We start from the raw sequence: 23573 nt of genomic DNA on the forward strand, positions 1-23573 counted from the left end.
GACATACTGTGCTGCCGCACGAACTTGGTCGCTATAGGAGCAAAGCAGACTTAGTCAGCAGTCGCGTGACGCCGCCGGGCTTATAGGTACACGGCCTAGTACAGTGCCGCAGAAAAGCGGCTCTGAGTTCGGCCAGTTGGTCGCTCGTTGCTCCCAGCTCTGCGTCGGCTCGATCCGTGAGCAAGTCGACGTAGGTAATCGGCCGATCGAACTGGCTCGCCGTGAAGTCATAGCGCCGGCCTTCGATCCGATTGTAGAAATGATCGGCCGCCGGCAGAGGCGTTTTCAGCAGCTCGCCGCCGAAAAGTTCGTGAACGAGCAGCGCCGTGACGTTGCACTGCCCTGCCGCCGGATTGTTCGGCGTCCATTGGCTGGAAGTCGACAGCGACCATGCCTTGCGCAGCGCGCGTTGAACCTCATCGGGATCGAAGCTCATCGTCACCTCACGGGATCGGCACCGAAGCCCTAATTTCGGATTATGCGATTATTGCTTTTTGCCACTGTTTTGCCCGACGTGTCAAACGGGTTCCTTGCTGGGTCGAGCTCCAACTCCACCACTCGTCATTGCGAGCGTACGACTTGTCCGCCGAAGCCTCGGCAAAGGCGGAAGCAATCCAGAAACCCTCCGCGGTCACGGTCTGGATTGCTTCGTCGCAAGGGCTCCTCGCAATGACGGTGTGGGAACAGACGCGCGGCAAATGACGATGTTATGCCAGATGCCGCGATCAGGCAAAATCGCCGCGTTGGCCCCGACTGCGCGACGATTGCCCCTTCCTGCTGATTTGCCCCGACGCGTCAAGCTGTTGGCAGGATCCAGAGGGCAACCTGCCCTCACCCCGCTTCTACTGTACATGGGGTTGTTTTTCATATTTTCGTTTGGGCGGCCGCTGGCGGCAAAGAAAAAGCCCGGCCTGCGAACGAGGCCGGGCTCTGTCGCCTTGCGACGTTTCGAAAGATCAGCCGCGGGTGCGCGAGCGGATCATGAAGCTGTCGTAGGTGTATTCGGCGACCTGCCACCACAGATATTCGTCGGAGCGGTAGGCCTGCATGGCGTCGATCGACTTCTTGAAGTCGGGGTTCTTGGCCGAGATCTCGCCCCACAGCTCGTTGGTCGACTTGAGGCAGGCCTCGAGCACTTCGTTGGTGAAGGGACGAAGCTGGGTGCCGCCGGCGACCAGACGCTTCAGCGCCGCCGGGTTCTGCATGTCGTAGCGCGCGGCCATCCAGCTGTTGGCGTTGGCCATCGCGTTGGTGAGGATCGCCTGGTAGTTCTTCGGCAGCGAATTCCACTTGTCCAAATTGGTGAAGGCGTGGACGGTCGGACCGCCTTCCCAGAAGCCGGGATAGTAGTAGTACTTGGCGACCTTGGCGAAGCCGAGCTTCTCGTCATCGTAGGGGCCGACCCACTCGGCGGCGTCGATGGTGCCCTTCTCCAGTGCCGGATAGATGTCGCCGCCGGCGAGCTGCTGCGGCACGACGCCGACCTTCTGGAGCACCTGGCCGGCGATGCCGCCGATGCGCATCTTGAGGCCGGAGAGGTCCGCAACGGTCTTGATCTCCTTGCGGAACCAGCCGCCCATCTGGGTGCCGGTGTTGCCGCAGGGCTGACCGATCACGTTCGACTTCTTGAAGAACTCGTTGCCGAGTTGCTCACCGCCGCCCTGGTACCACCAGGAGTTCTGCTGGCGTGCGTTGAGGCCGAACGGCACCGAGGCGTAGATCGCCCAGGTCGGGTCCTTGCCGACATAGTAGTAGGAGACGGTGTGGCACATCTCGACCGTGCCGTTCGAGGTCGCGTCGAGCGCCTGGAGGCCGGGGACGATTTCGCCGGCGGCGAACACCTGGATCTGGAATTTGTTGTCGGTCATCTCGGCGACGTACTTCGCCAGCTGCTCGCCGCCGCCATAGATGGTGTCGAGCGACTTCGGGAAGCTCGACGTCAGGCGCCACTTGATCTCGGGCATGGACTGCGCGATCGCCGGCGAGGCCACCGCGGCGGTCGCCGCCGCGCCTGCTGCCGACACTTTCAGGAAATCACGACGCTTCATCTTCAGGTCTCTCCTTGTTGGGGTGTTTCCCCTAAACTTCCTCGTTGTCGCCGCTCGTTCCGGCGACGCGCTCTAGGTCGCGTCGAACCGAAGGGGCTTGACTGCCGTGGCCTTTAACACGGAAGCCCCGCTTTCGGAACGCGACAATGGCATGACGGGGCTCTACGAAAGTCGCATGCCCCCAAAAGCCGGCTCAGGCCGCGGCGATAACGCCTTTGAGCTGGTCCCGGACCTGCCCCGCAATAGCGCGATAGATCGCCGCATGAGGACCGTCCGGCTCGCTGTCGACCACGGGATTGCCGGCATCCGAGGTGGCGCGAATCGCCATGTGCAGGGGGATCTCGCCCAGGAACGGTACCCCGAGCTTCTCGGCCTCGTGGCGCGCACCGCCATGGCCGAAAATGTCCGATTTCGTGCCGCAATGCGGGCACTGAAAGTAGCTCATGTTCTCGACGATGCCGAGCACGGGCACGTTGACCTTCCTGAACATCGCAAGCCCCCGCCTTGCGTCGATCAGGGACAGGTCCTGCGGGGTCGAGACGATCACGGCGCCCTTGAGCGGTACATTCTGCGCCAGCGTCAGCTGGGCATCGCCGGTGCCCGGCGGCATGTCGACCACGAGCACGTCGAGGCTCCCCCATGCGACGTCGCGCAGCATCTGAGTCACCGCCGACATCACCATGGGACCTCGCCAGATCATCGCGGTCTCCTCCTCCACCAGGAAGCCGATCGACATGATGGCGAGGCCGAAGCGCCGGAGCGGAATCATCTTGCGCTCGCCGTCCAGCTCCGGCTTCTCGTGCAGGCCCGTCAGCCGCGGCACCGAGGGGCCGTAGATGTCGGCATCGAGCAGCCCGACCTTGAGGCCGACGTCGCGCAGGCCCAGTGCCAGGTTGAGCGCGGTGGTCGACTTGCCGACGCCGCCCTTGCCCGAGGCGACCGCGATCACGGCCGCGACGCCCGGAATCTCGGACTGCCGCGCCATCGGCGATTGGCCGCCCTGCGGCGGCTTGTGGGCGTGGACCGGCTGCACGCCCGGCGTGCCGCGGCTCGGCGTTGGCGGCGGTGGTGGCGCTGCACCCGGCTTGCGCTCGGCGGTCAGCGCCACCATCACGGTGGTGACGCCGGGAATGGCGCGCACCGCGGCCTCGGCCTCGGCCCGGACGGATTCCCAGGCCCGCGCCTCGGCGGCATCGACGTTGATCGAGAAGAACACCTTGCCGTCGGCCGCGCTGATCGCGCTCAGCACATTGGCATTGGTGAGCGCGACCCCGCGGGGCGACTTGATCCTGGCGAGGCTGTCGAGAACCTGTTGCTGCGTCACGCTCAAAGCGCATCTCCTGAACAGAGCATGATCCGGAAAAGTGTGGAGCGGCTTTCCGATAAGATCATGCTCAAGGCTTGAGGATGCCCCATTAGAGCGGAAACGGCCAAAAGGCTACTGCCTGCCGATATCGTCAGCCATCTCCGCGGGGGCAGCCCCCTGCTCCGCAGCGGCCTCGTAATTGAGCTCGATCATGACCCCGTTGGGGTCGTGGACGAAGATCTGCCAGAGGTCGCCGCCGGGCACCTGGCGGGAGTCGAATTTCATGCCCTTGGACGCCAACCGCTGCTTCATGCCGTCGAAACCGCGGCTGACGAAGGCGACGTGGTGGACAACGCCGGAATCCGGCTTTTGTGGCTCCGGGGTCGGGGAAATATCGACGAGGTGCACCACCGCCTTGCCCTCGCTGTACATCCAGGCCCCCGGGAAGGCGAAATCGGGCCGGGCGCCCTTTTCCAGGCCCAGCACGTCCTCATAGAAGCGGACCGTCTCGGCCAGATTCCGGGTCCGGATGTTGAAATGATCGAGGACACCAACGCTCACGCCGCCCATGCTTTCGCTCCCTTTTTTATGTAGGACCTTAAGTCCCGCCATCCTAGCACAGGCGGCTGCCAAACGAAGCCGTTGCCCTCTGGCCTCAAGGGTTTATGGTGCGCGCCTAATCCGCCCTCATAGCGGAACCAGGCGCCCCCTCGCCCGGCAAAAACCGTAAAACCCAAACTACGGACAAGGTACCACACATGGCTAAAGTCGCTTTCCTCGGTCTCGGCGTGATGGGCTTCCCCATGGCCGGACACCTCGTGAAAAAAGGGGGCCATGAGGTCACCGTCTACAACCGCACCGCGGCCAAGGCGAAGGAATGGGCGGACAAGTTCGGCGGCAAGACCGCGGCGACCCCGAAGGCCGCGGCCGAGGGCCAGGATTTCGTAATGTGCTGCGTCGGCAACGACAATGATCTGCGCGCGGTCACGATCGGCCCCGACGGCGCATTCGCCGGCATGAAGAAGGGCGCGAGCTTCGTCGACCACACCACCGCCTCCGCCGAGGTCGCACGCGAGCTCGACGCTGCCGCCACCAAGGCCGGGTTCAAGTTCATTGATGCGCCGGTTTCCGGCGGCCAGGCCGGCGCCGAGAATGGCGTGCTGACGGTGATGTGCGGCGGCGCACAGGACGCCTATGCCGGCGCCGAGCCGGTCATCACGGGCGCCTATGCGCGGATGTGCAAGCTGCTCGGGCCCGCCGGCTCCGGCCAGTTGACCAAGATGGTCAACCAGATCTGTATCGCGGGCCTGGTCCAGGGCCTCTCCGAAGGTATCCACTTCGCCAAGAAGAGTGGCCTCGACGTCGCGGCCGTGATCGAAACCATCTCCAAGGGCGCCGCGCAGTCCTGGCAGATGGAGAACCGCTACAAGACCATGAACGAGGACAAGTACGATTTCGGCTTCGCGGTCGAATGGATGCGCAAGGACCTCTCGATCTCGCTGGCCGAAGCCCGCCGCAACGGTGCCAACCTGCCGGTCACCGCGCTGGTCGACCAGTTCTACGCCGAGGTCGAGAAGATGGGCGGCAAGCGCTGGGATACGTCGAGCCTGCTCGCGCGCCTTAACCGCTGACACCTGTCGAACTGATCCCGCCTTGCTGATCGCGATCGCCGTCATCTTCGTTCTCGCCTATGCGGCGATCGCGCTCGAACACCCGCTCCGGATCAACAAGAGTGCCACGGCGCTGATCGGCGCCGGGCTGCTCTGGGCGATCTACGCGGCCACGATCGGCGACCACGCCATGGTCGGCCGGCAGATCGACGAATCCGTCGCTTCCACCGCCCAGATCGTGTTCTTCCTGATCGGCGCGATGACCATCGTCGAGGTGATCGACGCCCACGACGGTTTCGAGGTCATCACCTCCCGCATCAGCACGACCAGCCAGGTCCGCCTGATGTGGCTGATCGGCTTCGTGACCTTCTTCCTCAGCGCGATCCTGGACAATCTCACCACCACCATCGTGATGGTCTCGCTGATCCAGCGGCTGATCGCCAGGCGCGACGACCGCCTGCTGTTCGCCTCCCTGATCGTCATCGCCGCCAATGCCGGCGGCGCCTGGACCGTGATCGGCGACGTCACCACGACCATGCTGTGGATCGGCGGGCAGATCACGCCGCTGAAGATCATGGGCTCGGTGTTCCTGCCCTCGCTGGTCAATCTGCTCGTGCCGCTCGCCTTCATCAGCCTTCTGGTGAAGGGCAAGTCCATCGCGCCGCCGTCCAAGGACGACGGAGTTCAGCTCGTCGGGTCGTACGAGCGCAATCTGATGTTCTATCTCGGGCTCGGCGTATTGATCGCGGTGCCCGCCTTCAAGGCGGTCACGCATCTGCCGCCCTTCATGGGCGTGCTGCTCGGGCTCGGCATCGTCTGGCTGGTCGGCGAGGTCGTTCACCGCGACAAGGACGAGCATGTTCGCCGTCCGCTGACGCTCGCGCATGCGCTGACGCGGATCGACATGAGCTCGATCGTGTTCTTCCTCGGCATTCTGCTGGCGGTCGCCTGCCTCGAACATGCGGGCCTCCTGTCGATGCTGGCGCGCTGGCTGGAGGCGACAATTGGCCGCCAGGACGTCATCGTCGTCGTGCTCGGCCTGCTGAGCGCCGTCATCGACAACGTGCCGCTGGTGGCGGCGACCATGGGCATGTACGACCTCGGCCACTACCCGCCCGACAGCTTCCTCTGGGAATTCATCGCCTATTGCGCCGGCACCGGCGGCTCGATCCTGATCATCGGCTCGGCCGCGGGCGTCGCCGCCATGGGGCTCGAGCGGATCGAGTTCCTCTGGTACGCCCGCCGCATCGCCATCCCCGCGCTCGCGGGCTATCTGGCGGGCGCCGTGGTCTACGTCGCCCAGCATGCGGCGCTGCACTGACCGGCACTACGCGCGTTCAAAGCGCACGTTCAAAATTAACGCCGGGTTAACGTAATTCTTTAGCTCCTTAAGTCACCTCTTAAGGATTTCTTGCCAGAGATAGACAATGCAGAAGGCCCGCCTTTGCGTGGGCAGGAATGTTGTTGTTCGATGAGTAAACCCGCTGAAAAGCCAGAGGTCGTGCAGCTTCCGGCCGAGCCGGTGAGCGCGCCATCGGCGAGCAGCCGCCGGGCTGCGTCGCAGCGGGTACGCGAGGCGCGCGACAAGTTAACGTCGACCAGCGGAACCCGGCCGGCTTTCGACGCCGAGATGCTGCGCCAATATGCCCAGACGCGGCTGTCGGCCTCCTATGTCGTGATGCTGCTGGTGGTCGCCACCGGCGTGCTGTTCGGGCTGTGGATGCAGCCGATCCCGGCCGCGGCCTGGACCGCCGGCATGCTCTGCATCCACGCCGCGATGATCCGCAGCTGCCACCGTTTCCTGGCTGAGGCCTCCTCGCCCGCGGCGACGCGCGCCTGGCGGACGCACTTCGTCGTGCTCGACCTGCTCTATGGCCTGTGCTGGATGGCGATCCTGATCCATCCCGTGCTCGACATGGTCACGGAAACGCTGATGATGTTCCTGATGCTGCTGGTGATCGCGGTGTCGAGCATGCTGGCCGCCAATCTGCCGATCGCCGCCCTTGCCGCCACGGCGCCGGTCGCGGTCGCGATGGCGCTGAGCTTTGCAATCACCGGCGCGCTCGACAATTACATCCTGGCGGCGCTCGCGCTCGCAGCCGAAGGCTATTTCGTGCTGCTGGCGCACCGCCTGCACTCCTCGACCTTCGCCACGCTCGAGGCACGCGCCGAGAAGGACGCGCTGATCGGCGAGCTCGAACAGGCCAAGGCGATCTCGGACGAAGCGCGCCACCGCGCCGAATCCGCCAACGTCGCAAAATCGCGCTTCCTCGCGCAGATGAGCCACGAGCTGCGCACGCCGCTGAACGCGATCCTCGGCTTCTCCGAGGTGATGAAGAGCGAAATTTTTGGTGCGCACGCGGTGCCGGTCTACAAGGAATATTCCGCCGACATCCATAATTCCGGCGTGCACCTGCTCAACCTCATCAACGAGATCCTCGATCTGTCGCGGATCGAAGCTGGCCGCTACGAGCTCAACGAGGAAGCAGTGTCGCTGGTCGGCATCGTCGCCGACTGCCATCATTTGATGAAGCTGCGCGCCTCGAGCCGCGGCATCACCATCCACGAGGTGTTCGAGCAGGCCATGCCGCGGCTCTGGGCCGACGAGCGGGCGATCCGCCAGGTCGTGCTCAACCTGCTCTCCAACTCGATCAAGTTCACCCCGCAAGGCGGCGAGATCTGGCTCAAGGCCGGCTGGACCGCCTCGGGCGGGCAATATCTCTCGGTGAAGGATTCCGGCTCCGGCATCCCCGAGGACGAGATCCCGATCGTGCTCGCCTCGTTCGGCCAGGGCTCCAACTCGATCAAGTCGGCCGAACAGGGCGCAGGGCTCGGCCTGCCCATCGCCAAGAACCTGATCGACCTGCATGGCGGCACATTCACGCTGAAATCGAAGCTGCGCATCGGCACCGAGGTGATCGTCACCTTCCCGCCGGAGCGCGTGATGAGTGCGCTGGCGCCGATGTCGGACGATTCTCCGCCGCTCCAGCCGGACAGTTCCGCGGTGCCCGACGAGAAGCGGCGGCCGCGCCACAAGCCGATCATGAGCGCAGGTACGGGCTCTTAACGAGATGCTTGCAGACATGCCCGACGATCCCCCACTATGGCCACATGAGCAAAGAAACTCCGTGCGTCGCCGTCTGCATGATCGATCCCAAGACCAAGCTGTGCTTCGGCTGCGGCCGGACCTTGCCGGAGATCGCGCGCTGGCACGCCATGGAAAGCACGGAACGGCTCGCGGTGATGGCGCTGTTGCCGGCACGCATGGCGGACGCGGGTTTGCAGCCGATCGCGGGATCGCCGAAACGCGCCTGACCGCCCTGCGTCGCCTCGGAGGCGCGCAATGATCCGCTTCCTGCTCGTTCTCGTCATGCTCGCCGGCACGGCCGGTGCCGTCGTCGCCTATGGCGATCCCGACCGGATCGCGCGCGCGAGCAACAAGGTCTCGCACATGTTTCGCGCGCAGATCGCCTCCCCGGCCCCGGCCGTGCAGATCCAGCGCGGCCAGGGCGGCGAATTCGCACTGCGTGCGAAGATCAACGGCGTTGCCGCACCAATGGTGATCGATACCGGCGCGACCTCGGTGGTGCTGACCTGGGAAACCGCGAAAGCGATCGGACTGCCGCTCGAGATGCTCGAATACGACGTCGATCTCGAAACCGCGGGCGGCCACACCAAGGCTGCCCGCCTTACGCTCGACCGTCTCTCCGTCGGCCACCTCGTCGAAAAGTCGGTGCCTGCCCTCGTCGTGCAGCGCGGGCAGATGAAGACCAATCTGCTCGGCATGAGCTTCCTCGACCGCCTGGAGAGCTGGGGCGTGCGCGCCGACAAGCTGATGCTCACCGGCTACCCGGAATTGCCAGACCGCCGCGCGCTCCGATAATGCGCTTCGCTGCGCGCCCCATGCGCACGTTCAGGGCTCAATCGGCCGGGACTGCCTGAGCCGCACAACGTGATCGGCGCTTGTCAGATCGCCCTTGGCCGCTCTGGCGCCAGTCAAACTGACGGAGCCGCTCCATCCAGGCAGCCCCGCTTGATCCAGTCCGCGATCTCATCGATATCGGCATCAGCAAAGAAAGAATTCGCGTTGAGCGGCATCCGGCCGAACCGCGCATTCGGGTCGTTTGCATCGAAATCCGGCGTGTCGCCCCGCAGGGCGTGAATCATGATCGAGTTGTCGGGATCGCCAACGACGACGACACGCTGCCCCTTGACCTTGCCATCGGTGACGAACGTGGTGTGGGTCATCTCGCGCCACCAGCGGCCGTGGCCGGACAGGTCCGGGTCTGCGCCCACCTTGGTGCAACAGGCGTCCATGAAATTCTGGAAATCTGCATAGGTCGTGATTTTGCCTGCCATGTCCGATCTCCAACTGCTTCGTCGCTTCAATTCGGAACCAAACATCACTGACGTTGAAGCACGCGGGCCAATGCCTGCACCATCGGGTCATTGTCGAGGGCGGTCCTCGCCGGCGACGCAGCCTGATTGGTTTTTCGTGATGCCGTCTTGGCGCTGGCCCCTGTCGATAACGGCGCTGCGATGCGCCGGAATGCCGCGGATGCCAGCATTTGCTGCGCTGGGTCGTGTGCATCGAGTGCCATGAACGCGACGAAGTCCCGGCCGAGCTGATTTGACACGGCCTGATGGCATTCCATGCAGCTGGAGCCGTTCCGCTGCTGGTAGGTTTCCATCGTCGTGTTCGCCAGGGTCGAACCAACTCCCAGCGGGAACGGTCCTCCTGCGTTGGTCGGACTTGGTGTCCCCGGCGCGCTTGGCCATTGCGTCATGATGAGCATGTAATTGGCCCAGACCGTTCCCTTGATCTCGGGGAGATTCCAATACGCCTGGTTCATTTGCATCGTATCGGGCTGGATCGGTTGCAGTCGAACGACCTGCATCGGATCCGGGTTATCGCTTGGAGGATTGTCGTCGGAAATCATCTTGGGGGCCGGCGTCGGCGCGAGTCCCGGAGGCGGAGATCCGGAGTTGAACGAGTAAGGAATCCGCGCCGCCTTGGCGTCCGGCTCATCAATTTTTGATGGAACGTTATCGATATGCTCGAACGAGCTCCAGATCCATTGCGGCCGGAGCTTCGTCTTGATCACGATATGGAGGCCGACGAGCGCGATGTCCCGCTCGTTGCAAACGATGCTTCCGCCGCGCGTCGTCGCGACCGGATCAAACACCATGGCTTTGGCGATGTAATAGCGGCTGCGGTCGATCCCATCGCTTGGCATGAGCACCCGCCAAGCAGCCTTCAGTTCAATAGAACCATCCCGAAACGCCCCGGGTTTCGCTGAAGTGGGCAGGTTCTGCTTGATGTACCATTTGTTGTTGTCGTCGACGATTGAATCGAACTGCTCGCGGTTAAAGCGAACCTCGTAGCGCGTGTACATCCGGCTCTGGTCAATCAGCGGATTGGCAAGGCGGGCCAGCGTGAAGGCGGCCTGATTGAAATCCGCGAAATGGCTGAATGCGCTGAGCGTCTTGGTCTGGTTGGTGACCGCGCCTCCGCAGGGGTTCGTGCCGTCGTAGCTGGTCCATGATGCCGGTTTCGGCGCGCCCGGCGCAAAGACCTCGTAGCGCGCCTTGTAGGTTTCCCAGACGCGGGGGCCCGCGTCGCCCAGCTTCTTGGTCCGATCGGGCTGCCCGCGGTTTGGGGCGCCATCCAGAGCCGGCCAGTTCAACGCGACGAAGGCGCGCCAGCTGAAATTGTCAAACCGCGGGAACGGATTGCCAGGCGCGTCCGGGACATCATCGATGCGGTCTGGCAGCACCTGCGGCGTCACATCCTGCGCCGACGCATTCCGCGGACCAAAAAATATCGAGACGCTCACCAGGATCACTACGGCCATGAAAATTGGCATCGCTGGTCCCTCATCAAATCGACCCGCACGACGGGTCCGAGTCCAACGCCTCCGACGCGAAAACAACCGCGAACGTCACCGCATGAAATGCTGCGAGAGCCGAAGGATCGTCGAACGAGTAGATAATATAGCAATAAACAATCGTAGATTGTAGAGTGCATCTTGTCTAACACTTTGTTGTCGCAACCCTCGCGATCCACCCGTCATTCGACGTCGAGTATTGTCGCCTCGTCATCGTGACGGACAGCGGCCGATCTGGCGCCTCGTAAGGCCACCTTTGCGCCAGCGCGCTGCGCAACATCGGCGCGGCTGCCAGCCAACCGCCTAACCCCGAGCCCCGCGAACAATCCTCGGTGTGGCATTTCCTCTATTTACAAACCGTCCAGTCGGTTTATAACAATCCCATTCCCGGATCGGGGTTGGACAAGGCTGCTCCGTGAGGTGCGGCCAAGTGGGAGATTGAGAGTCATGACTGCCAGAGCCGCCTTACGCCGCACGATGCGCGCCCTGCCCTTTGCCGCGGTATTCGCCGCGAGCAGCGCCTGCGCCGCCGACCTGTCGCCGCGCTATGCCGCGCCCTCCTCGGCCTACACGGCGCCGCAGCCGGTGTATTCGTGGACAGGTCTCTATGCGGGCTTCAACGCCGGCTACGCAGAGAGCGGCGACGACGCGTTCAATAATCTCGTCGGCATCAGCGCCGGCAAGGTCAAGGGCGCCGTCGGCGGCGTGCAGATTGGCTACAACTACCAGCTCTCGCCGATGTTCGTGGTCGGCATCGAGAATGACTTCGAGGGCGGCGACATCAAGAACCACGACGCGCTCAACAGCGCCGCGGTGAGCATCCCCTGGTACATGACCGGCCGCGCCCGCGCCGGCATCGCGACGATGGATTCACGGCTGCTGTTCTTCGGGACCGCGGGTCTTGCCACCGGCGAGTTGAAGGACGGGCCGATCAACAAGATGAAGATGGGCTGGACCGCGGGCGGCGGCGTCGAATGGGCGTTCCTGCCGAAATGGTCGGCCAAGGCCGAATATCTCTACACCGAGTTCAAGCACGACGATCTGCCGGACTGGAACGCCGCCAAATTCCACACCTTCCGCGTCGGCGTGAACTATCATTTCGATCTGCTCCGCTGAGGCGGATCGACGAGGAGCCGGATTTTGCGATCCGGCCCTTCACCCGTTTGGGCTAGGCCGCGGCCTCCGCCGGAGCACGCGCACCGACACGCGCGATCGCATCGCGCAGCACGTCCACGCCGGCGCCCGGCTTCACCCCCTGCTCGGCAAGATGGCGGCGAAAGGCGCGCGCGCCGGGCACGGCGTGGAACGCCCCGACGAAATGCCGCGTGATCGCATGCAGCCGCGTGCCCCGCGCAAGCTGCTGCTCGATATAGGGCATCATCGCTTCGAGCGCGTCCTGCATCGTCGCATGCGGCGCCGCTTCGCCGAAGATGTCTTGATCGACGGCGAGCAGCCGCCATGGCTCCTGATAGGCGGCGCGGCCGAGCATCACGCCGTCGACGTGCTCGAGATGCGCTTTCGCCTCGTCGACACCGGGGATGCCGCCGTTGATGATGATGGGCACATCAGGCATCGCGCGCTTGAGGCGATAGACGCGGTCATAGTCGAGCGGCGGGATGTCGCGGTTCTCCTTCGGCGACAGACCGTTGAGCCAGGCCTTGCGGGCATGCACGATCAGCGCATCGCAGCCTGAGGCGACCACTCCGCGCGCAAGCGTATCGAGCGCGACCTCCGGATCCTGATCGTCGATGCCGATGCGGCATTTGACGGTGACGGGAATGGAAACCGCGCCCTTCATCGCGTCGACACATCGCGCCACAAGCTCCGGTTCCGCCATGAGGCAGGCTCCAAAGCGGCCATCCTTCACACGATCCGACGGGCAGCCGACATTGAGGTTGATCTCGTCATAGCCGAACTCTTCGCCGATCCGCGCGGCCTGTGCGAGCTCGCGCGGATCCGACCCGCCAAGCTGAAGCGCCACCGGATGCTCGACCGCGTCGAACCCGAGCAGCCGCTCCCGGTCGCCATGAATGATGGCGCCGGTCGTCAGCATCTCCGTATAGAGCAGCGCCCGCCGCGTCAGATGGCGATGGAACACCCGACAGCGGCTATCGGTCCAGTCCATCATCGGAGCCACGGAAAACTTTAATCTTTGTAAATTCAACAGCTTGATCTTGATTTCAGCTCGCGCAGCCCACAGTACCGCTTTCGAGCTATCCCGCGCAGGTCATTGCTATACATTCATTGCCCAGGCATGCACCACTTTCAACAGAAAGAATTTCGCTTCTTGGCAGGGAGAGCACCGGGAAAGGACGACCAACCTTTGCGGTCAGTTCGGCCGCTCGGCGTGGTTGACGAAAATGGCTCTGCCATGGCCTACCGCACTCGCCGCCGCCGCGATCGTGTGCAGTAAGACGACACGTCACTGTGTTGCTGCGCTTCGCTCGAACGGCCTGTTTTCGGCGATGAACCTCGCCGCCAGCACCAAAGCGCCCATCGAGAACTCTTTTCCGTGCGCAGCGATCATGCGCTCCGATAGCTCCGCCAGCTCTTTGAAGAACTGATCCTTACTTTCGGCTTCATTTGGCACTCGAGCTACAGTCATGGATTTCCTCCTGGTGCTCTCCGCCCCGGCTCGCTGTTACTTGAAGATTTGCGGCGGAAACGTCACGATCGCCGCTTCTCCGCCGCAGGTTCCGACTGCAAGATGCTGGCCATCGGCGGACCATCGAAGGGCTTGGACGGCGCCGCCACCGGGCGGTTTGACAACCAATTCGTCGGGATGTCCGATCCTCGCGACGACGACCCTGCCGTCGCTGTACCCTGCCGCGATCAGGGGACGCCCGGGGTGCACATCGACCGCCTCGACGAGGATGAATCCGCCACGACCGGTGCTGAGGCTCGTCGGCTGTTCGCTTCCGTCGTCGAGGCTGAGAACGTCCCATGCGATCATCCGATAGGCCCCGCTCGTCGCAAGAACGCGGGAGTCTGCACTCCACGAAAGAGATCCAACGCTTGCAGGATAGCTCGGCATCCGAACGGTGCGCACATCGGAAAGGCGCAGCAACACAATTCCGGCTTCTTCGACGCACATTGCCAACCAGCTTCCATCGGGACTCCACGCCAAGCTGGAGATGAAACCCAACGCAAATGTAGCGGTGGGCTCCGGGCGGAGTCCGAAGGCACGCACAAGCAGACAACCGTCAGCTCCTATCGCGAAGCTCCGACCATCCGGCGAAACGGCCATCGCGGATGAACGCCCCCCCGCACGCTCCTGGAGCCATCCGACATCGCCGTTGGAATCGCAATATATGACCGACCCGCCGGAGGCAGCCAGAACGCCGCCAGCGTTCACCGGGGCGACGAGATCGATCGGGGGCCCTAATTTCGCGGCTTGTCGAGTGACACCGGACGCCGACACGTGCAGCAACTGACTGCCATCGCTTGCGATGAAGCCATCAGGCTCGATCGAGGCGAGATGAAGAGAGGCATCGCTGATGACGACTTTCGTCAACGGCGGGGCCGGATTCCGCCGCGGGGATATCGTCGGCCGGCCGCCGTCCAAGGCCATACGATAGCGATCCTTCGGCGGTTCGCTATCGGCCAGCGGAGCAATTGCCAAAGAGCCATCGGCAAGCGCGAATGCCACTGCCTGTCCGGCAGCGTCGAAGGTCGCGTCCGTAACGGGCGCACCCACGTTCCAATGCCGACCAAGCAAGGCATAGAGCGTTGCCGTCTCAGCTTCCATCGTGTCCATCCGTCGCCTCACCTGCCGGTAGCAATACGCCTGTCGAGTTCTTCAAGGCGTCGTTCCAGCGCGGCGCATTGGACGTCGCATGCCAGCATTCCGGCCTTTGCTTCTTTCAAGCGCTCGTGCGCTTCCTCGATAGCATGGGCGAACGCATGCGAACCGCCTGTCGCCGCAATCTCCTGCTCAATTCTCTGGATCTCGAATTCTGCTCCGCCAGCAAGCTGCTGGTTCAGAAGGGTCCATGATTGCGCGGCCGATATCTGCTGAACGACGAGCAACCGCTCCTTCAGCATTTCGACAAGGACCTCCGGATCGACATTCATGCGCCCGACTCGATTTGATCTAGGATCCGCTGGAGGCCCCGGACATCGGATACGAAGTGTCGCTGCGCGTCGTTGACGTGAGATTGCAGCGAGTCCCACAGATCGACCCTCAGCAACCGCGCCGGATCGCCCGCCATCGTCTCGATGGTCTGCAGGCCAAACTGATGCCGCAATCCGATACCCTGCAATACGAAATCCGACAGCTCGCGTGCATGCGTTTCGACGAAAGGTCGCAGTAACGGATGTACGCCGTAGCTCATGCCGCGCTTTGCGAGCTCCGTCTCGATGAACTTGATGAAATGCCGCACCAGCAAGCTTTGGCTTTCGCCAACGAGGTGAACCACGAAAGTGACGTCGCGGTCGGCGCGCGCGAGGATCTGCGAGGCCAGCGTCGCCGCGGGTAACGGACCTTCCCCGCCCTTTTGTTCATCCCAGACAGCCGCCATGCCAGCCCCGATCGCTAGGTTCGGGAACGGTATTGGTGCAATTTTCGGTATAGCGTAGCGCGCGAAAGCCCCAGCTTTTCCGCGGCGGCGGCAATATTGCCGCCGGCGTTTGCGACGGCCCTCTCGATGGCACGACGCTCCATCTCGTCAAAGCGCGCGACCTCGTCACCCTCCGATCCCGTCGCCCTATTCTCCGACTGCACGGAGATTGAGGGAGGTTGAGCCGGAGTGACCTCCAAGAAATCCTCTGGCAAGTCCCTGGGAGTGACGATGCCGGTTATCGTCATCAGCACGAGGTTCTCAATCAGATTGCGCAACTCGCGAACGTTTCCCGGCCAGGAATAGCGGCGCAGTAACTCCATAGTGGCCGCCTCGAAGCGCAACGGCTGGGTGCTGTAGATCGTCGCGAATTGTCTGTTGAAGTGATCGATCAGTATCTCGACATCGCCCAGCCGCTCGCGGAGCGGTGGGATGGTGAACCTGACGACGCCGATCCGGAAGTACAGATCTTTGCGGAAACGTCCCTCGGCCACTTCCTGCTTCAGATTCCGATTGGTCGACGCCACAAGCCGGACGTCCACCGCACGCGCCTTGCTGTCACCTAGTCTGTACACCGCACGCTCTTCCAACACACGGAGCAGGTAAGGTTGCAGGTCCATCGGCATCTCGCCGATCTCGTCGAGGCTAAGCACACCGCCATTGGCAAACTCGAATCGTCCTGGCCTCCCCTCCCGTGTGGCGCCGGTATAAGCGCCCGGTGCATGCCCGAATAACTCGCCGCCGAGCAACTCTTTCGAGACCGCACCGCAATTGAAGGCAACAAAAGGCTCCTTGCCCGTCTTCTGACTGGCGGCATGAACCAGGCGGGCGAAGAGTTCCTTGCCGACGCCCGTTTCGCCCTCGAGCAGGATTGCTGTCCGGCCGAGCGCGGCTCGTTCAATTTTCTGCACCACCTCAAGCAATGCCTCGCTACATCCGACGATTGCTTCTTTTGCCGACATCAGGGCTGCGCGGGTTGTCGGCAACATTTCGGATGCAGCAGGATTTGTCCGCGGCTTCGAAGCAAGCACGAGCATTGCGCCCTTCACGACCCCGTCGACGACCAGTGGCTCGATCCGCTGCTCGCGCAACTCCTCGGGTAACCCCTCGGCCAAGTCTTTGCCCAGCAGGCCTTCGCGACTTGGAAGGATCTGCGACCCAATGTTCAATTCACGAGACTGCGCGATCCGCCGCCAGCGGGCCGACGCCATATCGTTGTGATGGATGACCCGACCAAAGCGATCCAGGATCACCACGCCGTCGGCACTGCCCATCCCTGGCATTCGAGAAATGCTTGCCTCGAGCAGGCGTATTCTTTCGAGCCGAAGCTTTTCCGAGAGTGCAAGCTCAATATGATTGGCCGCGATCACCGCCAGCGCGACATTGTGACGATGAAAGATCGCCTGGGGTCCGGAAAAGTCGATGATGCCTATGATGCTGCCGTCGATCGGGCTACGAATGGGGCTACCAACGCAGGTCCAGGCCTTGATGCCCTCGGAAAAATGCTCCGCGGCGTGGACATGAACCGGTTTTCCCGTGACGAGCGCCGTGCCAATGCCGTTAGTCCCGGTCACCGTCTCTCCCCAGGCTGCGCCGACTTCGAGGCGGATATCGTGCCCGGCATCGATCGTTCGTTGATCGCCGCCGACGTCGAGGACGACACCATTCCTGTCGGTGATGACGAGCATTGTGGCCGCATCTCCAAGCACTTCCGCGACGCGGCGGAAAGTCTGGGCGCTGGAGCCGAGCAGATCGTCATTCTTCAGACGCAGCTCATAGAGGTCATCCGGCGAAGTGATGAAGCTGCTGCCCTTGCAGTGTGCATTGACTCCCGACTTGATGCTGCGCTGCCATGATTCTTCGATCACGCCTCGCACCAGAGCATTCTCGCGCTTCGCGTCTCCAAACGTCAGGAAGTTTTCCCACGCTCTGTTGGTCTCCCGTTCATCGTACGGCCGCCCCTGCTCCGCCTCCGCGGCATCCGGAATTTTGTAGCCTTCCAGGGAAAACGGCGGCTTAGCCATGAACGTTTCCGTCAGCATTGGAGCACCGAACCTATATTGGCAAACAGCAGCTTGATCGGCAGAAAACGACATGGGCCGGACCAACGAGATCGATGTTCTCGGCGGCCCGGCTTACGAAGATCATTCGACGGTTCTGGCAATAGCGTCCAAGCCGAGACGGCCTGAGATGATCTGCTCCAGGCGCGCTTCCGACGTCTCGTCGGGAACGCTCACTCCCTCGAGGTCGATCAGGACCTTGCACAATTCGTCGTCGAGCGGCTCGAAGATCCCATTCTCGCGTGTCGCCAAAGCGAAACATCGCGATTGGCCGCTGCCGCGCAATTCACCGACAAAATGGAGCTGTCGCCCCGACGCGAGATCGGCAATCACGACGCGGCCGTTATAGCTGATCCGCACATAGGGTTCGACCTCTTTCGGACGAGCCGGAGGCGTGGACCAGAGCTTGCCTGATGGCTGGGGCTCAATGGGCGGCGTCGGATTGCGCAACTCCTGCCAACGCCCGAGCGTCAGATGGTTGGCGAGCGAGTTGATCTTCGTGCGGTTCTTCTGAAGGAAGTCCTTCGCCTTGAGCTCTTCGCGATGCGGACCATCACGTTTGGAGATGATGTAGGCCATGTCCCGTTTCCTCCTGCCCCGCTGGTCGGACCGTGGAGGCTTGTTGCATCGCCTCCTTCGGCCCATGCCGGAGCTTCCAAGATTGTAACTCGTTCTAGACCGTTGTCACCGTCCAATCACTCCGCGATAGTCAGGGCGTCGCCACCACCTGGCGCTTCACCCCGACCTCGACGACGGAGCCGGAAATTACGGCTCGGAAGCACAGCGCCGCAAAAAAGACCCACCTGTGATAGTGCATCATCCGAGCGCCGGATCCTTAGGCACCGCCCTGGCGCAACGCGAACCGCGTTCAAGTGGTTCAGGCCCGCCCAAGCTTCTCTGCCCCGCCGCCCAACGCAGGTCCCTGCGTCGGATCAAGATACTCCGGCACATCGGCAACCAGCGTGTTGGTCGTCAGCACCAGCGTGGCCACGGAAGCGGCGTTTCGAAGCGCGGTATACGTCACCCTGACCGGGTCGACGATGCCGGCCGATACCATGTCGATGAACACGCCGTTTGCAGCGTCGAACCCGACCCCGGCCCGCGAACTTTGCAGCTCGGCCACAACTTTCGCTGCATCATGGCCAGCATTTCGGGCGATGAAAGCGGCGGGACGCGACAAGGTTTCGCGCACCAGCTTGATGCCTTCACCCAGGTCTCCATTGATGTTGCCGAGGGCGCGCGCCACCACCGGCGCACACTGCGCCAACGCCGTCCCACCGCCCGGCACGATCCCCTCCTCGGCCGCGGCTCTCGCAGCACTGAGCGCATCGTCGATCAACTGGATCGTACGCTTCTGCTCGACCGGCGTGACGCCGCCCGCGAAGATCACGGCGGTCCCACCCGAAAGTTTAGCCAGGCGCTCCTTGAGCTTGTCCTGCTCGATGTTCGGCGGTGCCAGATCGTGCTGCTTGGCTACCTGCTGACGACGCGCGGCGATCGCCGCGTCGTCCCCGCCGCCGCGGATGATCACCGTCTCGCGCGCACTGGCCCGAGCCTGCCGCGCAGTGCCGAGGTCCGCAAGGCTTGTCTCTTCCAGCTTTCCCCCGAGCTCGCGGGCGATGACCCGTCCGCCGGTTATGATTGCGAGGTCGTCCATCATGGCCTTGCGCCAGTGACCATAGTCGGGCGGATTGACCACCAGGATCTTGCCGCGGTTGCCTTCGCCAAGCAGCGTGACAACCACTTCCGGTGCAATCTCTTCGGCAACGATGACGAGCGGTTTCCCGGTCTCCGCGACCCTCGCGCGCACCGCTGACAGCTCGCCCGGCGTCTTGATTTTCAGGTCCGTCAGCAGAATGTAGGGCTGATCCAGCACCACTTCCATCTTCTCGGCGTCCGTTACCATATGGTGGGAAATGTAGCCACGGTCGAATGACATGCCCTCGACGACCTCGAGCGTGGTGCTCGTCGTCAGCCCGTAATCGGAACTGATGACGCCATCCTTTCCGACGCGCTCCACCGCCTCGGCGATCAGACCGCCCAGATGAGAGTCGGTCGACGCAATCGTTGCCACGGCCTGTAGCGTGTCGCGGTCCGATACTGGAATTGCCGCACTCCTCAGGCTCTCGACGACGACTTCGACGGCCCGGTCGATCCCCTTGCAGAGATCGACCGCCTTGGCGCCGCGCTCGAGGGCCGCAACGCCTCCTTGAATGAGACCGTTCGCAAGCACCATCGCCGTCGTCGTACCGTCGCCGGCGACCTCGTTGGTCTGCATCGAGACCTCGCGCACCACCTGCGCGCCCATGTTCTCGAAGCGATCCGGCAATTCGATCTCGGAGGCAATGGTGACACCATCGCGCGATACGATGGGCGTGCCGATCGGCCTGTCGACCATCGCGTTCATGCCCTTGGGACCGAGCGTCGATTCGATCGCGGCGGCCAGCTTCTGAACTCCACGCGCAAGAGCGCGGCGAGCTTCTATGTCATGCAGCAGAACTTTTGGCATTGCGTTTCACTCCCACGTGGTCGTTTCTTGGATGATCAGGCCGGGCGAACTTGATGTCCGCTCCGTTTTGTCGACACTTACAGGTCGCGCGTGCATCAGCGCGACCTCACGCAAGCGCCGAAGAATGCTTGTTCATTGCAATCGATCCGACAGACCGTACAACGCAACCACTGCCGCAACCTCCACACGGAGCTGGTGTCTGCTGCGCGCGATCCTCGTCGAGCTCGCGATAGCGCACAGCAAGAAGGCCCCGACATAACGAGCTGTTGAACTCCATATTGATGCGCACTCCCCGCAACCGCTGCAGATACGAGACCATTTCGTGGCGCTTGATTGGGGCCCCATCGTAGGTGACAAAGGCGGGGTCGGCCGGGAGATCGGCGAGGCGCCGCTCAACCAGAAGCTCGCGATAACGCGGCTTCTGGCGCGCAACTTCTTCCGAGCCGAAGTTGATCGTATCAAAGGCGCCAAGATTCATCCGGCAGATCGCTGGATCCTCGTAACCCAGCCCGCGCAACGCCAGGATCATGACCTCCTGGCGCCGCTCGAACGCCTTGCGGCGGAACTTCTCCCGCAGCTCGTCAAGTGAACCGGCACTTGCGAAATCCTTGAGCGCCTCGCCAAACGACCTGCCTTCACGGACACCGCGGTTGATCTGCTCGGCGACCATGTGGTCACGAAGCTGAGGGCGCGCCTCGCAGACCCATGGCAACGAGGAAACCGCCCGACGCATGTCATCGGCCATGAGGAACGCGAAGTTCGCCGAACACCAGTAGGTCGGCAGGCGAAACACGATGTCGACTCCACCAACATGATCGACGGTGATCCGTTCGACAAACCCGAGCTCGGTGACCGGTTCGTCCAGCTCGGGATCCGTGACCAGCGCGAGGCGCTCCCACACTTCGCTGATCTTGCGATCATGCTGATGGAGTGCGTTCATAGGCCCTACTCCGCTGCCGCCGCGTGAGCCTTCTGCCCAAGCTTCGCCTTCTGCGCCTCGACGTCGACTCCGTAGAGGCGAGCGGCATTGAGGCCCAGAATCTTTCTCTTTGCCTGCGGGGTGAGGTCGACGCCGTGCTCCTGCTTCAGATCTTCCGGAAGTTCGAAATTCCAGAACTTCTCGACCAGCCAGCGCGGCGTCCAGATCGCGTAATCGCTCCCGAAAAGAAGCTTGTCCTCGCCGACCCAGAACAGCAATTCGCTGATCACTTCGGCAAAATAGCGGGGACGTCCGTGGATGAACGGCAGAGCCACCGCGAGGCCACCGTAGACGTTCGTCTCCTGTACCGCGATCCAGCAAAAATCGTCGAGGCGCGGCAGACCGCAGTGCTCAATGATGAAGTTCAACCCCTGGAAGTCGGTCGCGGCATGGTCGACGTCGTGAACATCGAACGCATCCTTGTCTAATGGAATGATCGTCGGGCCCTTGTGAACATGGATGTTGGTGATGCCGAGCTTCTGGCAGAGTTCAAAGCATCGATAGGCGTTGGGGTCTGTGAGCTTCCACCCACGCGAGTCACCCTTCCACTCGGCGGTGTAGAGCTTGACACCCTTGATGCCGAACGTCTCCTTCATGTAGTGGATGTACTCGAGCGCCTTCTCGCCATCCCGTGGATCGAAGGCGCCGTTGACGATGAAGCGGTCCTTGTACTTCTTCGCCATCTCGGCGTTGCGATCGATGGTGTTAAACCCGTTCTTGTAGAACTCTGTGAGGTAGGTCGACTGAACGACCGCCATGTCGTCAGGACCGTCGACGAACAAATCGTTGTACATCTGGTCGGCGCTGTATTTCTCGAACTGCTCCTTCGGCCAGAGCTTGTCCTTCGGGCTGAGCGAGGTGTGGTAGGCGTAGAAGCAGTCGATGAACTGCTTGCCGTGGACGTTGAGCTGATTCGCCGGACTTCCGTCCCAAAAATGGGTATGGCCGTCGATGACGAACACTTCCTCGCCGCTGGGAGTTATGAACATGATGCTCTCCGGAAATTCCTGGTTGGCTCTGGTCGATCAGACGAAGCGCGGTGGTCCGGCGGGACCACTTCGAGAGGCGGCGGGGCCATAGCCGCCAGGGATGCGGCCCCGCCCAGTCAGGGAGACAATGGAACTCACTCGATGTATTCGAAGACCTCGTCCATGTTGCCGAACAGCGTCACCGTATTGTCGTCGATGCGCACCATCCGCCCATAGTGGGTCGAGGTATTCACTTCGAAAATCTCGGCCGTCATTTCCTTCCCGAGGATTTCGCTGATCTCATCCATCTTGAAGATCAGCTTGCCCTCGCCGTCGATGCGAATCAGGGCCGGCTGATAAGTCACGGTCACGTTCGGCTTCTTCCCCATGAACTCAGCGATGGCGCGCGCCTCGACGCTGTCATTCATGGTGACGCCGCACTGATGGGAAATCGTCTGTTCGAAGACGAGGTCTCCCATTTTCTGGAAGATATTTTGGTTGGTCGCACTTCTTGAAGCAACGGACATTGCAATTCACTCCTTGGGAAGGACGAGGCCGAGCTCGCCGAGAATCTTCTTGATGCGTTCGACCGACTGCGCGCGCGCGTCGGCATACTGCACCGGCTTCGAATGAGGCTGCGACCAGATCGGCTGAAGGCCGGCGGCCGCCTTGTTCGCGAGCGCGACATGCTTGTTCACCCACCCCTGGAACAGCTTCTTGTTGTGGGCGCCATGCTGATTGTCGGTCACCAGAAGGTGCATCAGGTCGATCGTATTCGCGAGATTGCGCTCGTAGTCCGCTTCCGCGGACGAAATCACCGGCGGCGTGATGAAGTCGCCGTTCGACGAGGCCACCTGCATCAGGAAGCCGCTGCGAAACAATTCGCCGACCAGTGGCTCGAACACGATGTTGGTGGCGAAATACTGCTCGAGATAGTCGGCCGAGCCCATGATCGACTCGATCGCTTCCCGCGTTCCTTGCCAGCCCTTGTCTTCCAGCCAGACGCGCTTGCCGGCCGTGTCGTCGAAGCCCGGAATGTCCATTCCGATCTCGGCGAGATACAGCGTAATATCCTGTGAAAGGCGAAGCTTGTAGGACGAATTCGTCAGCGTCGCATTGTTGATCATCTGGGTGTAGCCGTAACGCTGAGCCTGCATCAGCGACGTGCCGAGACCGAACTCGGCGTGCTTCCACGCACCGAGATGGTTCTGCAAGATCTTGAGCCAGGCCTTGTCGAAGCTCTTCGGCGCCCCGGACTTGCGACCGTTGGCGATCACGGCTTGGACCATGGCCTCGATTTTGGACTGGCGCTGGTAGTGCGTGCGTTCCCACTCTTGGTCCGGGGCGCGGAACGCATGCCAATTCGCGCTGAGGGCTGTGGTGTTGTCCTTGGTGTATGCGCCCTTGCCGTTCGGGAAGGAGATGATCCAGTCCTGCAACAGGTAGCGTTCCGGATCCGGTTGCACGTCGACTGTCACGTCTTCGTAGTGCGTGGCTCGCTTGCTGCGGGGTTCGAAATAGCGGTATCTGCGGCTATCCGAATCCGGAAACACCGCAGAACCTGCTGCACCGGATTTGGCTGATACGGTTTGAACGGCAGTCATGGTCGTCTTCCTCCTCCTGTTGTTGGGCTCTAGAACTGCTTG

24 protein-coding genes are annotated in these 23573 nt (G+C 62.4%); 6 read left to right on the plus strand and 18 right to left on the minus strand.

Features of this window, described 5'->3' with window-relative positions:
• Positions 1-31 precede the first annotated feature (31 nt).
• The 4 genes from BJ6T_RS29495 to BJ6T_RS29510 form a co-directional block, all read right to left on the minus strand.
• Positions 32-436, minus strand: coding sequence for a YunG family protein (locus tag BJ6T_RS29495; RefSeq protein WP_014496208.1), 405 nt, complete (start codon positions 434-436; stop codon positions 32-34).
• A 520-nt stretch (positions 437-956) separates the two neighbouring features.
• On the minus strand, positions 957-2048 hold the full coding sequence (locus BJ6T_RS29500; protein WP_014496209.1) for a TRAP transporter substrate-binding protein: 1092 nt from the start codon (positions 2046-2048) through the stop codon (positions 957-959).
• Between the two features lie 193 nt (positions 2049-2241).
• Positions 2242-3378, minus strand: coding sequence for an Mrp/NBP35 family ATP-binding protein (locus BJ6T_RS29505; protein ID WP_014496210.1), 1137 nt, complete (start codon positions 3376-3378; stop codon positions 2242-2244).
• Between the two features lie 108 nt (positions 3379-3486).
• A complete protein-coding gene (locus BJ6T_RS29510) occupies positions 3487-3924 on the minus strand; it encodes a VOC family protein (RefSeq protein WP_014496211.1) in 438 nt (145 codons plus the stop codon).
• Positions 3925-4112: 188 nt separating this feature from the next.
• Here BJ6T_RS29510 and BJ6T_RS29515 point away from each other — a divergent pair, with 188 nt between their 5' ends.
• The 5 genes from BJ6T_RS29515 (at position 4113) to BJ6T_RS29535 (ending at position 8847) form a co-directional block, all read left to right on the plus strand.
• Positions 4113-4985, plus strand: a complete 873-nt coding sequence (locus tag BJ6T_RS29515; protein ID WP_014496212.1) for an NAD(P)-dependent oxidoreductase — start codon at positions 4113-4115, stop codon at positions 4983-4985.
• 22 nt (positions 4986-5007) lie between these two features.
• A complete protein-coding gene (nhaD, locus tag BJ6T_RS29520) occupies positions 5008-6285 on the plus strand; it encodes a sodium:proton antiporter NhaD (RefSeq protein ID WP_014496213.1) in 1278 nt (425 codons plus the stop codon).
• Between the two features lie 150 nt (positions 6286-6435).
• Entirely contained in the window at positions 6436-8031 is a 1596-nt protein-coding gene (locus BJ6T_RS29525) for a sensor histidine kinase (RefSeq protein WP_028159846.1), read from the plus strand.
• A gap of 44 nt (positions 8032-8075) precedes the next feature.
• Positions 8076-8279: a DUF1289 domain-containing protein gene (locus tag BJ6T_RS29530; protein WP_028169824.1), complete on the plus strand. Its 204-nt coding sequence runs from the start codon at positions 8076-8078 to the stop codon at positions 8277-8279.
• Positions 8280-8307: 28 nt separating this feature from the next.
• Complete coding sequence (locus BJ6T_RS29535; protein WP_014496216.1) at positions 8308-8847, plus strand: TIGR02281 family clan AA aspartic protease; 540 nt, start codon at positions 8308-8310, stop codon at positions 8845-8847.
• A 113-nt stretch (positions 8848-8960) separates the two neighbouring features.
• Here the strand turns inward: BJ6T_RS29535 and BJ6T_RS42715 are convergent, their stop codons facing one another.
• Together BJ6T_RS42715 and BJ6T_RS29545 are read right to left on the minus strand one after the other, a co-directional pair.
• Positions 8961-9323 (minus strand): hypothetical protein, encoded by a 363-nt coding sequence (locus tag BJ6T_RS42715; RefSeq protein WP_014496217.1) that lies wholly within the window; start codon positions 9321-9323, stop codon positions 8961-8963.
• 44 nt (positions 9324-9367) lie between these two features.
• Complete coding sequence (locus tag BJ6T_RS29545; protein WP_014496218.1) at positions 9368-10831, minus strand: hypothetical protein; 1464 nt, start codon at positions 10829-10831, stop codon at positions 9368-9370.
• A gap of 468 nt (positions 10832-11299) precedes the next feature.
• Here BJ6T_RS29545 and BJ6T_RS29550 point away from each other — a divergent pair, with 468 nt between their 5' ends.
• The gene (locus BJ6T_RS29550; RefSeq protein ID WP_014496219.1) at positions 11300-11968 is read left to right on the plus strand and encodes an outer membrane protein; all 669 of its coding nucleotides are present in this window, start codon (positions 11300-11302) and stop codon (positions 11966-11968) included.
• 52 nt (positions 11969-12020) lie between these two features.
• On the opposite strand, the gene dusA is transcribed toward BJ6T_RS29550, so the two are convergent.
• The 12 genes from dusA to BJ6T_RS29610 all read right to left on the minus strand — a co-directional run bounded on the left by dusA (position 12021) and on the right by BJ6T_RS29610 (position 23531).
• Entirely contained in the window at positions 12021-12980 is a 960-nt protein-coding gene (gene dusA, locus BJ6T_RS29555; protein WP_014496220.1) for a tRNA dihydrouridine(20/20a) synthase DusA, read from the minus strand.
• Between the two features lie 294 nt (positions 12981-13274).
• Positions 13275-13457 (minus strand): hypothetical protein, encoded by a 183-nt coding sequence (locus BJ6T_RS29560; RefSeq protein WP_014496221.1) that lies wholly within the window; start codon positions 13455-13457, stop codon positions 13275-13277.
• Positions 13458-13493: 36 nt separating this feature from the next.
• Positions 13494-14609, minus strand: coding sequence for a WD40 repeat domain-containing protein (locus BJ6T_RS29565; protein WP_014496222.1), 1116 nt, complete (start codon positions 14607-14609; stop codon positions 13494-13496).
• Positions 14610-14617: 8 nt separating this feature from the next.
• Complete coding sequence (locus BJ6T_RS47535; RefSeq protein ID WP_014496223.1) at positions 14618-14926, minus strand: hypothetical protein; 309 nt, start codon at positions 14924-14926, stop codon at positions 14618-14620.
• Entirely contained in the window at positions 14923-15372 is a 450-nt protein-coding gene (locus tag BJ6T_RS29575; protein ID WP_014496224.1) for a hypothetical protein, read from the minus strand. Before BJ6T_RS29575 ends, BJ6T_RS47535 begins: the two co-directional genes overlap by 4 nt.
• 14 nt (positions 15373-15386) lie before the next feature.
• Positions 15387-17435, minus strand: a complete 2049-nt coding sequence (locus BJ6T_RS29580; protein WP_225895027.1) for a sigma-54-dependent Fis family transcriptional regulator — start codon at positions 17433-17435, stop codon at positions 15387-15389.
• Positions 17436-17555: 120 nt separating this feature from the next.
• Complete coding sequence (locus BJ6T_RS29585; RefSeq protein ID WP_014496226.1) at positions 17556-18050, minus strand: hypothetical protein; 495 nt, start codon at positions 18048-18050, stop codon at positions 17556-17558.
• A gap of 298 nt (positions 18051-18348) precedes the next feature.
• On the minus strand, positions 18349-19980 hold the full coding sequence (locus tag BJ6T_RS29590; RefSeq protein ID WP_014496227.1) for a molecular chaperone GroEL: 1632 nt from the start codon (positions 19978-19980) through the stop codon (positions 18349-18351).
• A gap of 106 nt (positions 19981-20086) precedes the next feature.
• Positions 20087-20920: an iron-sulfur cluster assembly protein gene (locus tag BJ6T_RS29595; protein ID WP_014496228.1), complete on the minus strand. Its 834-nt coding sequence runs from the start codon at positions 20918-20920 to the stop codon at positions 20087-20089.
• A 5-nt stretch (positions 20921-20925) separates the two neighbouring features.
• The gene (locus tag BJ6T_RS29600) at positions 20926-21948 is read right to left on the minus strand and encodes an amidohydrolase family protein (RefSeq protein WP_014496229.1); all 1023 of its coding nucleotides are present in this window, start codon (positions 21946-21948) and stop codon (positions 20926-20928) included.
• A gap of 134 nt (positions 21949-22082) precedes the next feature.
• Positions 22083-22454, minus strand: coding sequence for an MmoB/DmpM family protein (locus BJ6T_RS29605; protein ID WP_014496230.1), 372 nt, complete (start codon positions 22452-22454; stop codon positions 22083-22085).
• A 6-nt stretch (positions 22455-22460) separates the two neighbouring features.
• Positions 22461-23531 carry an aromatic/alkene monooxygenase hydroxylase subunit beta gene (locus tag BJ6T_RS29610; protein ID WP_014496231.1) on the minus strand — a complete coding sequence of 357 codons (1071 nt, stop codon included), beginning with the start codon at positions 23529-23531 and terminating at the stop codon, positions 22461-22463.
• Positions 23532-23573: the final 42 nt, after the last annotated feature.

The sequence above is a fragment of the Bradyrhizobium japonicum USDA 6 genome (assembly GCF_000284375.1).
In the GTDB taxonomy this organism is placed as follows: domain Bacteria; phylum Pseudomonadota; class Alphaproteobacteria; order Rhizobiales; family Xanthobacteraceae; genus Bradyrhizobium; species Bradyrhizobium japonicum.

Excerpts from the sequence above, each read along its gene's own strand:
- BJ6T_RS29495 (WP_014496208.1), bottom strand. The coding sequence starts at position 436 with ATGAGCTTCGATCCCGATGAGGTTCAACGCGCGCTGCGCAAGGCATGG.
- BJ6T_RS29500 (WP_014496209.1), bottom strand. The coding sequence starts at position 2,048 with ATGAAGCGTCGTGATTTCCTGAAAGTGTCGGCAGCAGGCGCGGCGGCG.
- BJ6T_RS29510 (WP_014496211.1), bottom strand. The coding sequence starts at position 3,924 with ATGGGCGGCGTGAGCGTTGGTGTCCTCGATCATTTCAACATCCGGACC.
- BJ6T_RS29515 (WP_014496212.1), top strand. The coding sequence starts at position 4,113 with ATGGCTAAAGTCGCTTTCCTCGGTCTCGGCGTGATGGGCTTCCCCATG.
- BJ6T_RS29525 (WP_028159846.1), top strand. The coding sequence starts at position 6,436 with ATGAGTAAACCCGCTGAAAAGCCAGAGGTCGTGCAGCTTCCGGCCGAG.
- BJ6T_RS29530 (WP_028169824.1), top strand. The coding sequence starts at position 8,076 with ATGAGCAAAGAAACTCCGTGCGTCGCCGTCTGCATGATCGATCCCAAG.
- BJ6T_RS29535 (WP_014496216.1), top strand. The coding sequence starts at position 8,308 with ATGATCCGCTTCCTGCTCGTTCTCGTCATGCTCGCCGGCACGGCCGGT.
- BJ6T_RS42715 (WP_014496217.1), bottom strand. The coding sequence starts at position 9,323 with ATGGCAGGCAAAATCACGACCTATGCAGATTTCCAGAATTTCATGGAC.
- BJ6T_RS29545 (WP_014496218.1), bottom strand. The coding sequence starts at position 10,831 with ATGCCAATTTTCATGGCCGTAGTGATCCTGGTGAGCGTCTCGATATTT.
- BJ6T_RS29550 (WP_014496219.1), top strand. The coding sequence starts at position 11,300 with ATGACTGCCAGAGCCGCCTTACGCCGCACGATGCGCGCCCTGCCCTTT.
- dusA (WP_014496220.1), bottom strand. The coding sequence starts at position 12,980 with ATGATGGACTGGACCGATAGCCGCTGTCGGGTGTTCCATCGCCATCTG.
- BJ6T_RS29560 (WP_014496221.1), bottom strand. The coding sequence starts at position 13,457 with ATGACTGTAGCTCGAGTGCCAAATGAAGCCGAAAGTAAGGATCAGTTC.
- BJ6T_RS29565 (WP_014496222.1), bottom strand. The coding sequence starts at position 14,609 with ATGGACACGATGGAAGCTGAGACGGCAACGCTCTATGCCTTGCTTGGT.
- BJ6T_RS47535 (WP_014496223.1), bottom strand. The coding sequence starts at position 14,926 with ATGAATGTCGATCCGGAGGTCCTTGTCGAAATGCTGAAGGAGCGGTTG.
- BJ6T_RS29575 (WP_014496224.1), bottom strand. The coding sequence starts at position 15,372 with ATGGCGGCTGTCTGGGATGAACAAAAGGGCGGGGAAGGTCCGTTACCC.
- BJ6T_RS29580 (WP_225895027.1), bottom strand. The coding sequence starts at position 17,435 with ATGGCTAAGCCGCCGTTTTCCCTGGAAGGCTACAAAATTCCGGATGCC.
- BJ6T_RS29585 (WP_014496226.1), bottom strand. The coding sequence starts at position 18,050 with ATGGCCTACATCATCTCCAAACGTGATGGTCCGCATCGCGAAGAGCTC.
- BJ6T_RS29590 (WP_014496227.1), bottom strand. The coding sequence starts at position 19,980 with ATGCCAAAAGTTCTGCTGCATGACATAGAAGCTCGCCGCGCTCTTGCG.
- BJ6T_RS29595 (WP_014496228.1), bottom strand. The coding sequence starts at position 20,920 with ATGAACGCACTCCATCAGCATGATCGCAAGATCAGCGAAGTGTGGGAG.
- BJ6T_RS29600 (WP_014496229.1), bottom strand. The coding sequence starts at position 21,948 with ATGTTCATAACTCCCAGCGGCGAGGAAGTGTTCGTCATCGACGGCCAT.
- BJ6T_RS29605 (WP_014496230.1), bottom strand. The coding sequence starts at position 22,454 with ATGTCCGTTGCTTCAAGAAGTGCGACCAACCAAAATATCTTCCAGAAA.
- BJ6T_RS29610 (WP_014496231.1), bottom strand. The coding sequence starts at position 23,531 with ATGACTGCCGTTCAAACCGTATCAGCCAAATCCGGTGCAGCAGGTTCT.